Below are 14,425 nucleotides of genomic sequence, written 5' to 3' on the forward strand. Positions count from 1 at the left end.
ATAATTTACCAAAAGAACAAGCAATAAAAATAATTGAAGCAAGCAAAAAATATAGGGAGTAATTTAAAATTAAAAATATATTAACTATTTTGGGAGTAATAACTTTAGGTTGTATTATAACTTCAAATGTTATTGCATGTGAAAAACCTAATTTAGATAAAGAAAAATATAAAATAAACGAACAAGGAGAAATAATATATAATTTTCAAGAAAAACAATCATACATAATAGGATTTACAATAGATAGTCATATACATGAATCAAATATTTTTATAAGCGATATTCCTTTAAAAACAACAATTTATGGCCAAGGAACACAATATTGAACATATATTAATATTAATCAAAATAAAGCATGAACTACTGGCTGATATACAAATAATTTAATATACTTAAAAAAAGGAGTAATTTAATATGAAAACATGAATAAAAACAAATTTTCAAAAAATAGCGTTATCATTTGCTGTAATTACTGGTGGTATTGGTTTAACTTTAGGTGCAATAGCATATGCTAAATTGTAAAGGTAAGTGCAACTAAATTATTTTTCTATCCAAATATTCGATTGGTGAAAGATAATTTAGTTGCACTTACCTTTACAATTTAGCTAATTTACCATTTTTTACCCCTGTTTCTTTTTTATTTTCTTAAGCAGAGAATTTACAATTACTTAATTTTGTAAATCATTATTTTTTATTTAATTTAATATTCATTAATTATACATACATTTATTAAACATTTCTGTTAAAAGCAATTTTAATTGCATTAATTATTAAAAATAAAAACATTGATCATTGTTGATCAATAGTTTAGAGGTGAATACACATGAAATCAAAAGTTATTGTAATCACAGGTGCTTCTAGTGGTATTGGTATGGAAACAGCTAAGCTATTAGCAAGAGCCGGTCATAAATTAATTTTAGCTGCAAGAAGAGAAGAAAAACTTAAAGCATTAGTTACTAGTATTAAAAATAAAAATGGTGAAGCAAATTATTTAGTAACTGATGTCACCAAACATCATGAGGTAGAAAAACTAGCACAATTTGCAATTAAAACATTTAATAAAATTGATGTTTGAATTAATAACGCAGGAATTATGATACTAACATCTTTAAAACAAAAAAACATTAAAGACTGAGATGAAACAATTGATGTCAATATTAAAGGAACACTTTATGGTATAGCTGCATCATTACCATTAATGTATCAACAAAATTCAGGTCATATCATTAATATTTCATCAATTGCTGGTCATTTTGCTCATGCTGGTGAAGCAGTTTACTCAGCAACAAAATGAGCAGTTAGAGCGATTAGTGAATCATTAAGAGAAGAAGTAGCAAAGGATAAAACTAATATTAGAATTACAGTAATTTCACCTGGAGCAATCAATACTGAATTATTGAATAGAGTAACTGATAAAGAATTTAGTTCTGAATTTAAAGAATATTATAAAACTTATAGCATATCTGCCGAACGAATAGCACTAACAATAAAACAAGCAATTGAATTACCCGCTGATGCTACTTGAAATGAAATTATTATTAGACCAACCAATGAAATAATGTAAAAATAAAAAAATAAAGAATATTTATCTAATTTTTGAATTTTAAAATACTTTAGACAATTCTTTATTATTTTTTAATTTTAAAAGAAAGAGAAATTTAATATTAAGAATTTTTATATTTTTAATTGTTTTAAGAAATTATTCTTTCAAAGTATTGTCACTATAACTTACAATTTTATTATTTAAATTTAAATTTTTATTAATACCAATATTGGCAATTGTATTAAGACTTGATATTGGTAATGTTTTTACTCTAAAAGATAAATCATAAATTTCAGTTTCATTTAAGACACGAAGTTCTCCGTTGATTAAGTATTCATCACCAATTCTAAAGTTTTTAATTCAAGTTGCACGATTAAGATCAGCATAACTAATATCTTCCTCGCGAAAACTTAAAATAGAATTATTATTAGATTTTTTCAATTTAATAATAGATAAGTTATCACCTAATAAGCCTAGGCTTTGCTCATGTTGTTCAATTGAATTTCTAATAATAGGAATTATTAAACATTTTTGATCAGGAGTTTGTGTTCAAATGATAACTGTTTCAAGTTTGCAACCATTACAATATTGATAATTACAATTTATATTTTCACATCTAGTTTCGTTAGTTGTTTTTATTAATGGCACATTGGCAAAATAAATGCCACAATTTATAATATTCTGCATTTAATAAACCTCATTTTCTAAAGTTTTAATAATACTTTTACTATAAACAAACTTAATTACCATAAAAGAGTAAATTTGACCTTAAACTTAATACTTTTAAATTATAATGATATAAATTTTAAAATGTTTTTAATTATTAGTCTGTATAAATTTTGGTTTAAGGGTAAGTGGGAATATTAATTTATGAAATTGGAATAGATATTAAATTGAGTTTTTAAACTAAATTAAAGACTCATATCAATAAATTAAAATACAAAACCCTTACATGAAAATTACTCATATAAGGGCATAAAGCCAAATTTACAATTTTAAATTAATTAAACTGATGTTTTGTCCTAAAGTTTTAGGACAAATATAATAATAACAAATTTAAACCAAATTACAATAGAATCTCATACTGTTGTCATTATTTAGTGATAATTTCCTATTAGTTATCGAGCAAAAATTTCCCAAAAGTAAAGTTAAATATACTTGGTGATAAATATGGAAAGAAGCATGACTATGAAAGAAAAATATAAGTTTAATATTATAAATGACATTATTATTAATAAATTATCTAAACATCAAGCTAAGAATAAACTTAACCTAACTATTAGAAGAATTAACCAATTAATTCAAATTTTCAATAGAGAAGGTAAAGTTGGTTTTATTCATAAATCCCGAAATAAAATTTCTAATAAAACAACAAATTTTGAAATCAAAATTAAGATTATAAATTTATATAAAACCAAATATTATAATTTTAATTTTCAACATTTCCATGAGAAATTAAACAATGAAGAAAAAATTAAAATTTCATATAGTACACTTTATACTATATTAATTAAAGAAAAAATTACTTCACCAAAAAGACATAAAAATAAGAAAAATAACTTGCATCCTACAAGAAACCGAAGAACAAATTTTGGTGAATTAATTCAAATGGATGCAAGTAATCATCATTGATTTGGTAAGGATAAACCAAAAGCTTTTTTACATGCTGCAATTGATGATGCTACAGGCAATATTGTCGGACTATGATTTGATCATCAAGAAACATTAGATGGTTATTATAATGTTTTTTATCAAATTTTAACTAAATATGGCATACCAAAAACATTTTATACTGATAATAGAACAGTTTTTGGATATAAAAAACAAATCGATGCTGGCAAAATAAACACGGAAAATGATACTTATACTCAATTCCAAAAGTCTTGTAATGATTTAGGTGTTGAAATTATTAGAACTTCCATTCCACAAGCTAAGGGTAGAATCGAACGCTTATTTGGAACACTTCAAAGTCGCTTAATTAGTGAACTTAGACTTAATAAAATTAAAAATTTAGAAGAAGCTAATCAATTTCTTAAAATATATATAAGTATTTTTAATAAGCAATTTGCCTTACCTATTGATAATAATAAATCTGCTATGATTAAAGCTCCAAACCAAGAAGAAATAAATATTTATCTTTCAAGATTTTCTAAAAGAAAAACGGATAGTGGTTCAACTATAACATATTATGGTAAAAAGTATTTTCCTTATAAAAATAGCAAAGTTCAATACATACAACCTAGAACTGATGTAATTGTACTTAAATCGTTTATTAATGAGTTATATCTTAGTTATAATCATCAAATATATGAATTAAAAGAAATAGCACCAAAACCAATTATCAAAGAAGAGTTGATAAAAACTAAAAAGTTTTATATACCAAATAAAAACCATCCTTGAAGATATGGATACTAATAATACCAAATTAAAATTAGATAAAATTCTTTTTATAAAAGATTATTTTTGTGAATACTTAACTATATAAAATTTTAAATCGTTTGTCGAGCAGCAAATTTGATGCCTTAAAATTGATTTTAAAGATATAAAAAAATAAAATTATACACCACCAATAGCACAAGCACCAGAAGCCATTGTTGTAATACCACCATCAACATTACCAATTATGGGAATAGTATTTAAAGCACCATTAACAATAGTTAATGTGTTTTCACAATTTAAATTTGATTTATTTTCTAGATTTAGAAGTCTGTTGTCAAGTTCATTAACTTGTTTTTTTAAAGTTTCAAAATCTGCTTTGATTCCTTGAATATTTTTGTTTAATTCATCTAACTTTAATTCATGTTCAATTAAAGTTGAAATATAACTTCAATCTCTTATATAACCTTTTATTATTTCTTTTTCTTGTCTTTTTCAATTATATAATGCTTGAGGATTAAATGTTTTAGAATTATTGATTGCTTGTGGTAAAGTAGAATTTCATTCATTTATATGTGCAAATCATTGTTTAACTTTTGAATCATTTGCTATAATATTTGAAATTTCATTAAATTTATCTTGTGTTACATAGGTAAAAGTTGGTTTTGTCAAACCATAAGAATAGGGACTAAAAGTACCAACAATTATTTTTTTTCAAAATAGTCAATAAAGTGTGAGTAATTAGATTTATCCAATAAATAAACTTCTGATAATTTAAAATTATGATATTTTTTCTTTATGGCACTTTTAATTTCGTTATCAACGTTATGATTAATTTTTCCTAAATTAATTTTTATATCTTTATTTCAATCTGGAAAATCATTTTCTAAATTATCAAGACGATTATTTGGATAATATTTCTCATCTTCTGTTATTATTCTTACTGATTCAAAATCAAATCAATTAAATGGTTTTTCATAAAGTACAATTTCTATACGTTCTTTTCTAGAACTATCTGTATATACTTTTTCAATTTTTGAAAAATTATCTCAAATTGTTTTACCTACTTGTTGTATTTCTTTTCATGTTCATGGAAAAATTGCAGTAATTGAAATATCATTAGAATTATATCGTTGCATCATATCCTCTTTAAATTTTTCGCCAAGTTCTCATGCAGGATTATCTTTTCAATAATGATAATCAGCTATTATTCCTTCAAAAGTTTTTGGTGTAAATGAACAAGTTACTTTACCTCAACTACCCCTTATTTCGTTTTTACCATTTAATGTTCTTTTTAATCGATTTCTGTGTTTTTCATGACGATGTTTATTCATATTTATTTTGCTATTTGTTGTTGGGTTGTTAATAATAAAATCTGTTTGATTATTACTTGCAAAATTTAATTGTTGATTTACTAAATCTAAACTAGTCGTATTTTTTCTAACTCAATTTTTAATATTTGAATTATCAATTGACTTACCATTAATACCTTGTATTTTATTATTTAAAAGTGGAGCAGTTAATACTCACAATTTAAATCAATAACTTGGACTAAAATATTTCATAATTTTGTTCTCCTTTGAAAGTAAATATAAAAATATTTACTTTCAAAACAAAGCAACTTTTATTTGTTAAATTTTACTTCTTTTTTATTTTTTTTGATAAATATTTTTGGGAAATTTTCACTCGATATTGACATAGAATCTCATACTGTATATAATATATTTTGATTAATCATTATTATAAATTATTATTAATGCTTTAATTAATTTTATAATATAAATATTATTTATTTTATTATAATTATTTTATTTTAAAAAACAAAAAAATAAATAAAAGTAGTACTTAAGTACTACTTTTATAATATAATTTCTCTAATTAAGTTAAAAAAATAATATTTTAAACTATAAATTAAAATTCATGCAAATTTAACTTTAAACTAGTAGTAAAATAACCTCTCACAAACTGAGTATCTTTTTCATTATTTGCTGTAACCGTTTCAACACTAACAAATTTAAAAATAAATGCTTTTTGATTTCAATCATAATCGTAACTAACTGTTTGCTGAACTTTATTCATATTTCCTTCATGTGAAATACTATTATCAATAAACTTTGTATCACTAGATACAATAACTGAATTCTTACTTTGATCATTATAATAATCTTTTCCATTTATATGAAAATCGACATGACTTTTTATATCAGTTAATTCTATATATTTTAATTTTGAAGGATCACTAAAAAGAACAATAACATTTTTTTCAAAAGTTTTAACTGTAGTTTCTCCATTATCAGCAAAAATAGGGTATTCAACAATATCAATTGGTATTACATCATGTAAATTATCAACATTTATTAAATTGGAATTTTTTGCATATGAATTTAATATCGAAGAAGTTGAAAATATTGATGCTGCTGATAATGCTATTGTTGTTAACATTGATAAATATTTTTTCATAAATAACACCTCTTTTTTAATAACTTCTTAAAATCTTAAGAAGTTGGATACATCATAAACCTTTCTTTTAAAGAAAACAATAAAAAAACATTTATAATAAATAAATGTTTTTTAATAATTTTTACGATTAAAATAAAAAATGAAATTCATTATTAGCGATTTTTTTGATAATTATATACTAACTTAAGTACTCTTTTTAAAGGTAATATTCTAATAATAGTTCTTGTAATTTTATTAGAAATTCCTGTAATAATAACACTTTTTCTTTTTGTTTTTAAGGCTGTTTGTAAAGACTTTTTAGCATAAGTTTCAGTATCTAAAACTGGTAATAATGAACTATAATGTTCTTTATTTCCTTTACCATTACTACTACGATTTCAAAATTCAGTTTTTAATGGACCTGGACAAATTGTAATTACTCTTACTTTACTTTTTGCTCTTTTTAATTCATAATTAACTGCAACACCTAAACTTCAAACATATGATTTAGAAGCATAATAACTAGCAAAAACAGGACCTGGACTAAAAGCTGCCATACTTCCAATATTAATAACACGACCATAATTATTTTTACTAAAACGTTGAACAAATAACTTTGTTAAAATATGTAAACAAGAAATATTTAAATTAATCATATTTAATTCTTGTTCTAACATACTATCTGCAAATGTTCCTCAAACACCATAACCAGCATTATTAATAACTACTGTTACATTTAATTCTTTTGATAACTCAAATAATTTATAAATATTTTTTAAATCAGATAAATCTAAATCATAATTTTTAACTTGTAAGTGTGGATACTTATCTGCTAATTCTAATATTTTTTTACTATCACGTGATACCCCTAATACGTGATAACCTTGTGCTAATAATGCTTGACAGTAATAATATCCCAATCCTTTAGACGCTCCTGTAACTACTGCTCACTGATTCAAAACAATTACTTTATTTATCATTTATATTAATACTCCTTTTATTTTTAGATATTAAACAATTTTTTACTATTTGAACTAATATAATTATAAGCACTAAAAATACTTAATACTGTAGCAACGTACATTGGTATCATTACTAATTGATTAATGAAACCATATTGATCATTATTACTATGACCATTAACACTACCATTTAAAAATCGTCAATTAATAAAAAATAAAATTGTAATTCCTAACATTTGTAATGCTGCCTTTATTCTACCATATTTATCAGCAGCCATTACTGTACCTTTAGTAGCCAAAATTTGACGAACTACATCAATAATAAAATCACGTAATACCAAAATAATTACCATTCAAACCGGAATTATAGTAGCACATGCCATTACAATTAAAACACCATTAGTTAAAAGTTTATCTGCAATTGAATCAAAAAATTTACCAAAAGTTGTTACCTGATTAAATTTTCTTGCTCATCATCCATCAATAAAATCACTAATGGCAGCAATAATAAATAAAATTGCTGCTATTAACCAACTAATCGGTAAACTATAACTATTAATATTAATACTTGTTATTCAAAGATGATAAAAATTATCATTATCTATTCGACCAATAATCATTAAACTAACAATAATTGGGACTAATATTAATCTTATTAAAGAAATAATATTGGGAACATTCATATTTAAAATCCTTTCATATAAGTTTATTTATAATATTTAACATTATTATGTACTTACCTTTTTTAGCATAATTGCTAAATTGTAAAGGTAAGTGCAACTAAATTATTTTTCTATCCAAATATTCGATTGGTGAAAGATAATTTAGTATTTTTCTCGGTCTTTGATTTAAAGACAATATAAATTTATGAACTTCATTTTTATTAGTTTTTGAAAAAATAAATTTTTTAGGAAATTTTTCTCTAATTAAACCATTAGTATTTTCATTAGTACCTCTTTGTCAAGGTGAATATGGATTGGCAAAATAAATTTTTACATCTAAATTTTTTTCAAGTTGTTGTCAATTTGAAAATTCTTTGCCACGATCAAAAGTAATAGTTTTAACAATGTTTTTAGGAAGAATTGATAAATAATAACTGACATTTTTATTAATAACTTTAGTAGTTCTGTTTTTAACTAATATTGCTAAAGTAAATCGTGATACTCTTTCAACTAAAGTTATTAAACATGATTTGCTTTTACCTCGTGATGATACTATAGTATCTCCTTCTCAATGACCAAGTGTTATACGATCATTAACATTTATATCTCGTTCTTTAATTGATTTACCATTAAACTTGCCACGATTTTCTTTAGATTTTCGTTTTTTACCTTTTCTTCTTAAATTTTTACTTAACTGTATCAAGCATTCCAAAATAAATTCCAGTATAAATTGTTTTAAAACTAATAACTCACTCTTTATGAAAATTTTTAATTCTGCCATAAATTTGTTCAGGTGATCAACCTAATAGTAATTTTTGTTGTACATATTTTACTAAATTCTTATTTTTAAACTTATGAAAACTAATATGTGATTGTTTTCGATTTTCAGCTTTATTTTGTGCAATTAATGAAAAATAATGATTATTATCTTTATTTCTATTAATTTCTCGAATAATAGTACTAATACTTCGATTAAGATTTTTAGCTATTTCACTAATTTTAAATTTAAATTTCAATTGATTCTCAATATAAATCCTTTCATCTATGCCAAGATGTTTATAACTCATATAAAAACTCCTTACTTTTTTCTAAACTAAATTTAGCATTATGAAATTTTTATATGAGAATTTTTTGCAATTTTATTTACTTGCACTTAGAAGTATAATTCAGCATTTTTGATCTATTCATGAAATAAGTATATCGTTATTTTCTATATCTATCAATAATATACATTTATATATTAAAATAAATATTCTTTTATATACAATTTCTTAACTATTGTTTGTTTTTTATTTTTCTGATTTTTCTCTTTCGGCAGCAGCTTGTGGATTTTTTCTTTTCTCAATATAATAGAATAAACCAATATAACTTAAATAATAATCTTTATTAAAATCAATTAAACGTGAAGCATTTGTAACAGTTGCTTGTCCTGCCGGTTTACTTCCTCATTCATAAAACGGAATTAAACGTGTTTTTGCTGGATTATGTTTTGCTAAAAAAATAACAGCAGTATCAAAATCTAATTTCATTAACTCACTACCTGTAATTAATTTTTTACCTTGTAATGATGAATTAATATTATCAGCTTTTTTATCTTTATTACCAGAATGGCTATAATTAATAATTGTTTTTTCACCGAACATATCTGAATATTTATTAGCGGTTTGTAAATCCATAGTTTGCAAAAAAGTATGCAAAATACAGTTATTAAAAATAGTTTCTGCTGTTTCTTTACCATATTTTTGTGTTAATTGTTGTAAATCTTGCATAATCATCATGAAAAAAATATTACGACTTCGTGCAACAGTAATCATTTGTGCCATACTCGCAATCGTTGGTATATTACCAAACTCATCAAATAAAAAGTATAAAGGACGTGGTAATTTAATATCAGGTAAAGTACTTGCATAACGAATTGTATTTTTATATAACTGTGCAATAAACATTGATACAAAAGCATTACGTTCATTACTTTCATCAGGAACAACTAAGAAAACAGCACTTGGTTTTTTTACAATTTCATCTAAATTTATATCATTACTACAACTAATATTTCGCGTCACTGGATCAGTAAATAAACGTAATCCATTAGCAACCATTTGACTAATTGATCCCGCAGTTTCTTCAGCACCTTCTAATGCACCTAAACCAATTTGACGAGCTAAACTATGAGTTGGCATTTTTTTTAGAATTTCAACATATCGTTGACGATTAGTAGCAACAATAGCAGCATTTGACATACTAAAGTATTTTAAAGGAACATCAGGTTGATCTTCAAGTTGTTCTAACATAAATAACATAATTGATTTAACAACTTGCATCGCTGATTGATTTCAAAATTTTTGTTTTGGATCTGATTCAGGAAATAAAGCTTCAACAATATCATTAATTCATGATAATGCCATTGATTCATAAGTAATTGATTCATTTAAAGGATTATTTTCTTTTTTTAAACGCATTGATTCTACATAAAAATCATATACTTTAACAAAAGGATTTCATGAATTAGATACTGATGTATCACGTAAATTAATAACATAAACATCGTAACCATTATCTTTTAATATTTTAGAATGATTTTGAAATAATTCTCCTTTTGGGTCAGTAATAACCATTGATGGTTTAATTTTCGATTGGGCATTTAAATATATAGTTGGAATAACTAATTTTTGAGTTTTACCACTTCCTGTTCCCCCAATTACAATATTATGAGCATCAGACTTAATATTAAATTGGACACCACCAATTTTAGTCTTTGTTGTTTGAACAACAATACCGTAATCATTTTCAACAGTTTTTGATAAAGGAAAGGTATTAGCAATTTCAGTGGGTGTTAATCAAGCAGCAGATCCATACACTTTATTTTTTGAATCACGTAAAAAGCGACTTTTATTATGAGTTTCACAATAAATTTTATATTTATGAATCATAAAGTAAGATAATAAAACTGAAAATTCAATAAGAAATAGAATTAAAAATATTAATCAATAATTAATAACATCCTGTATTAAAAATTTAAGTGTAAATGGTTGTTGATTATCTCCACTATGAGAAAACATGTTACGAACAAAGACTAAAGCATAAACTAATAAAGTATTTATTAATACTAAAAAGGGTATAACAATTATAATTACTGCTGGTAGTACTCATTTTTTTTGACGAATAAATTTCATTTTTATGTTCCTTTATTTTTTATATATTTTATAATAATTTATATTTTACCCATATTGGGAAATAACACCAGCAATACCTGATATTATTAATAATAAAATACCAATAGTTACATTACGTCTTCAATGATAACTTTTTTTCTTTTTAAATTCATTTTTTGTTTTTTTAAATTTCATGATTATTTCTCCAAGATTTTAATATTTTACTTTTTTATTCATCAGGATCTCCTCTTCTTGCATTCTTTCTAGTGTTATTTAAATTTACAAAAGGTTCAACAAAAGCACCCTTAGCCATATTATTTAATCCAACAAAAGGGCTTTTTAAATTATTTTTTGTATCTTGTCATTTAGTACCTTGATCATGAGAATTTTGAAATTTACCAATTCCTTTAGCAACTCCTTTAGTACCTTTACCTAAATAACCTGTTATACCATTTTTTAATAGTCCATTTGCTTTCTTTTGACTACCATCAGGATTTCTTCCATCTTTAGCACCACCAAATGCAATTTGTTTCCCAAGTTTTAATGCACCAGCACCACCTGCTGCAAGGCTAGCAAAAGTCCGAGCTTTACCCATAATATTTCCAGCAATAGCTGCTCCATTAGAATCAATAGCACTTTGTACACCTAAGTTTTGTGTTACTAAGTGATTAATAATTTTTTGAGTTCTTAAACAACTAATAGCACCAGCCGTACAAAATAACGTATATAAAACTTGTTTTTCAAGTCAACTAAAATTAGTATTATTAGTAATATCTAATATTGCCTTTGGTAATATTTGAAGAAAGATATAAATAGGTAACATCGTTCCTGGACCAATAATAAACTTACCTATTACCATTTCTTTTCAAACACCCAATCTTTTTCCTTGATCAACAGGCATCATAGAAGCAACAATTGGTGATATTGAAAATAAAAGTAATAAATCAATAATTCTTTCAACCAATGTCATTGATGCAACAAATAATACATATAAAGTAAATCACACCGCAATAATTTCAAGAATAAAGTTTCAATGTTTTAATTGAGAAATAGGTGGCATTGAATAAACACCAGGATCATGCTGAGCAGCATTAGCATCCGGAGCACCAATACCTCATAATAAATCAGCTAAACTAGCATTTTTTCCTAAAGCTGTAATTTGTAAAACTGCCAATAATCCTGTTATTAAATAATTTATAGTACTCATAAAAAATGGAATGAAAACAATTACTAAAAAAGCTAAAAATGTATTTTTTATAGCTTTACCTAATTTTTCTCTAATTGTATGTGTTTCAGTAAATTGAATAATAATTAATTGCATAATAAACATAATAAGTATTACGCCAATTGAAACAATTGCTAATGCTGAAAAAAATACTGGTAAATTTTTACTATTAAGTGGATCTTTAGTAAAATCTCCAAAAACTAAATTAGTTATCGCATCAGTTGTTAAATAATCAAATATGCCGCCATGACCATGATTAGGTGATCTCAATAAAATATCAATTAAATATAATGGTCCTTGAATGAAAATAAGTCAAGGTATAAATAATAAAGCTCCTAGTATAATATCTGTTAGTCAATCCATATTTTCATCTCTTTTCTCTTCATAACTTAATATTAAGTTAATATATAACTTTCTTTAGTTAGCTAGGAAGAATATTTGGATTACCACCAAAAGCTTGCACAAGAGCAATTATTATTGCTGATGCAGTAATGCCAATAATTGGTGCAATTAATGTATACATAAACGCTTTTTTAATCTCACTTCTACGTTGTGGATCATCACCAGCGGCCGCTAAATCTTTTGCCAATATAATTATTTTAAAAACACTAAATGCAATTAAAGCAGCAATTAGCAATCCTGCAACTGCCGAAACATAAGGTTTTGCTACATCAATGATTTTATTTATATCAGGTCCATCTGATAGATAATGAAAAATCATAAGTTTTTCCTCCTTCAATAATAAAAAAATAAAATTATTTACTAATCAAAATTGTTTATAAAGCATGAATTTATCTAATAATATAATAAGCCCTATTTTACTCCTTAAAGAGATAAATTAGGACTTACAGTCAAATTCATATGTTATAAATAATGTTGATACACTTTAATTATAGTTGGTTTTAAAATAAAGTAAATAAAAATTTTCAATTTTATCAACTTATTTTTTATTGTTTTATAAAATTTTTGATTTAAATAAAATCATATTAATAAAACTTATAAGTTTTATTAATATGAAAGTATCTTTATATTTAGCTAAATTGTAAAGGTAAGTGCAACTAAATTATTTTTCTATCCAAATATTCGATTGGTGAAAGATAATTTAGTATTTTTCTCGGTCTTTGATTTAAAGACAATATAAATTTATGAACTTCATTTTTATTAGTTTTTGAAAAAATAAATTTTTTAGGAAATTTTTCTCTAATTAAACCATTAGTATTTTTATTAGTACCTCTTTGTCAAGGTGAATATGGATTGGCAAAATAAATTTTTACATCTAAATTTTTTTCAAGTTGTTGTCAATTTGAAAATTCTTTGCCACGATCAAAAGTAATAGTTTTAACAATGTTTTTAGGAAGAATTGATAAATAATAACTGACATTTTTATTAATAACTTTAGTAGTTCTGTTTTTAACTAATATTGCTAAAGTAAATCGTGATACTCTTTCAACTAAAGTTATTAAACATGATTTGCTTTTACCTCGTGATGATACTATAGTATCTCCTTCTCAATGACCAAGTGTTATACGATCATTAACATTTATATCTCGTTCTTTAATTGATTTACCATTAAACTTGCCACGATTTTCTTTAGATTTTCGTTTTTTACCTTTTCTTCTTAAATTTTTACTAGTAACTTTATCAAGCATTCCAAAATAAATTCAAGTATAAATTGTTTTAAAACTAATAACTCACTCTTTATGAAAATTTTTAATTCTGCCATAAATTTGTTCAGGTGATCAACCTAATAGTAATTTTTGTTGTACATATTTTACTAAATTCTTATTTTTAAAATTATGAAAACTAATATGTGATTGTTTTCGATTTTCAGCTTTATTTTGTGCAATTAATGAAAAATAATGATTATTATCTTTATTTCTATTAATTTCTCGAATAATAGTACTAATACTTCGATTAAGATTTTTAGCTATTTCACTAATTTTAAATTTAAATTTCAATTGATTCTCAATATAAATCCTTTCATCTATGCCAAGATGTTTATAACTCATATAAAAACTCCTTACTTTTTTCTAAACTAAATTTAGCATTATGAAATTTTTATATGA

At 24.0% G+C, this 14,425-nt stretch carries 16 protein-coding genes; 3 read left to right on the forward strand and 13 right to left on the reverse strand.

Annotation, left to right across the window (positions count from 1 at the left end; translation table 4 throughout):
• Window positions 1-89: 89 nt before the first annotated feature.
• Complete coding sequence (locus AAHM79_RS05365) at window positions 90-413, forward strand: hypothetical protein (protein ID WP_342257275.1); 324 nt, start codon at window positions 90-92, stop codon at window positions 411-413.
• Window positions 414-823: 410 nt separating this feature from the next.
• Window positions 824-1,564 (forward strand): SDR family oxidoreductase, encoded by a 741-nt coding sequence (locus AAHM79_RS05370; RefSeq protein WP_342257276.1) that lies wholly within the window; start codon window positions 824-826, stop codon window positions 1,562-1,564.
• A 135-nt stretch (window positions 1,565-1,699) separates the two neighbouring features.
• Here the strand turns inward: AAHM79_RS05370 and AAHM79_RS05375 are convergent, their stop codons facing one another.
• Complete coding sequence (locus AAHM79_RS05375) at window positions 1,700-2,230, reverse strand: hypothetical protein (protein WP_342257277.1); 531 nt, start codon at window positions 2,228-2,230, stop codon at window positions 1,700-1,702.
• A gap of 483 nt (window positions 2,231-2,713) precedes the next feature.
• Between AAHM79_RS05375 and AAHM79_RS05380 the strand changes: the two genes are divergently transcribed.
• The gene (locus AAHM79_RS05380) at window positions 2,714-3,958 is read left to right on the forward strand and encodes an ISNCY family transposase (RefSeq protein ID WP_342257278.1); all 1,245 of its coding nucleotides are present in this window, start codon (window positions 2,714-2,716) and stop codon (window positions 3,956-3,958) included.
• 141 nt (window positions 3,959-4,099) lie between these two features.
• On the opposite strand, the gene AAHM79_RS05385 is transcribed toward AAHM79_RS05380, so the two are convergent.
• From AAHM79_RS05385 to AAHM79_RS05440, 12 genes are all read right to left on the reverse strand, one after another.
• Entirely contained in the window at window positions 4,100-4,591 is a 492-nt protein-coding gene (locus AAHM79_RS05385) for a hypothetical protein (protein ID WP_342257279.1), read from the reverse strand.
• Between the two features lie 32 nt (window positions 4,592-4,623).
• Complete coding sequence (locus tag AAHM79_RS05390; protein ID WP_342257280.1) at window positions 4,624-5,484, reverse strand: hypothetical protein; 861 nt, start codon at window positions 5,482-5,484, stop codon at window positions 4,624-4,626.
• Window positions 5,485-5,830: 346 nt separating this feature from the next.
• The gene (locus tag AAHM79_RS05395) at window positions 5,831-6,379 is read right to left on the reverse strand and encodes a hypothetical protein (RefSeq protein ID WP_342257281.1); all 549 of its coding nucleotides are present in this window, start codon (window positions 6,377-6,379) and stop codon (window positions 5,831-5,833) included.
• A 152-nt stretch (window positions 6,380-6,531) separates the two neighbouring features.
• The gene (locus tag AAHM79_RS05400; protein WP_342257282.1) at window positions 6,532-7,338 is read right to left on the reverse strand and encodes an SDR family NAD(P)-dependent oxidoreductase; all 807 of its coding nucleotides are present in this window, start codon (window positions 7,336-7,338) and stop codon (window positions 6,532-6,534) included.
• A gap of 23 nt (window positions 7,339-7,361) precedes the next feature.
• Window positions 7,362-8,003: a CDP-diacylglycerol--glycerol-3-phosphate 3-phosphatidyltransferase gene (gene pgsA / locus AAHM79_RS05405; protein ID WP_342257283.1), complete on the reverse strand. Its 642-nt coding sequence runs from the start codon at window positions 8,001-8,003 to the stop codon at window positions 7,362-7,364.
• A 97-nt stretch (window positions 8,004-8,100) separates the two neighbouring features.
• Window positions 8,101-8,685 (reverse strand): IS30 family transposase, encoded by a 585-nt coding sequence (locus AAHM79_RS05410; RefSeq protein WP_342257284.1) that lies wholly within the window; start codon window positions 8,683-8,685, stop codon window positions 8,101-8,103.
• Entirely contained in the window at window positions 8,669-9,049 is a 381-nt protein-coding gene (locus tag AAHM79_RS05415; protein ID WP_342257285.1) for a helix-turn-helix domain-containing protein, read from the reverse strand. The genes AAHM79_RS05410 and AAHM79_RS05415 overlap by 17 nt, the downstream gene beginning before the upstream one ends.
• Before the next feature lie 222 nt (window positions 9,050-9,271).
• Window positions 9,272-11,155 carry a VirD4-like conjugal transfer protein, CD1115 family gene (locus tag AAHM79_RS05420; protein WP_342257286.1) on the reverse strand — a complete coding sequence of 628 codons (1,884 nt, stop codon included), beginning with the start codon at window positions 11,153-11,155 and terminating at the stop codon, window positions 9,272-9,274.
• A 45-nt stretch (window positions 11,156-11,200) separates the two neighbouring features.
• A complete protein-coding gene (locus AAHM79_RS05425) occupies window positions 11,201-11,329 on the reverse strand; it encodes a hypothetical protein (protein ID WP_338959541.1) in 129 nt (42 codons plus the stop codon).
• A gap of 34 nt (window positions 11,330-11,363) precedes the next feature.
• Window positions 11,364-12,722, reverse strand: coding sequence for an Mbov_0396 family ICE element transmembrane protein (locus AAHM79_RS05430; protein WP_342257287.1), 1,359 nt, complete (start codon window positions 12,720-12,722; stop codon window positions 11,364-11,366).
• 58 nt (window positions 12,723-12,780) lie between these two features.
• A complete protein-coding gene (locus AAHM79_RS05435; protein ID WP_342257288.1) occupies window positions 12,781-13,080 on the reverse strand; it encodes a hypothetical protein in 300 nt (99 codons plus the stop codon).
• A gap of 337 nt (window positions 13,081-13,417) precedes the next feature.
• Window positions 13,418-14,368: an IS30 family transposase gene (locus AAHM79_RS05440; RefSeq protein ID WP_342257289.1), complete on the reverse strand. Its 951-nt coding sequence runs from the start codon at window positions 14,366-14,368 to the stop codon at window positions 13,418-13,420.
• Between the last annotated feature and the right edge of the window lie 57 nt (window positions 14,369-14,425).

It is taken from the genome of Spiroplasma endosymbiont of Nomada ruficornis, assembly GCF_964030795.1.
Taxonomy (GTDB): Bacteria; Bacillota_I; Bacilli_A; order Mycoplasmatales; family VBWQ01; genus Spiroplasma_E; species Spiroplasma_E ixodetis_A.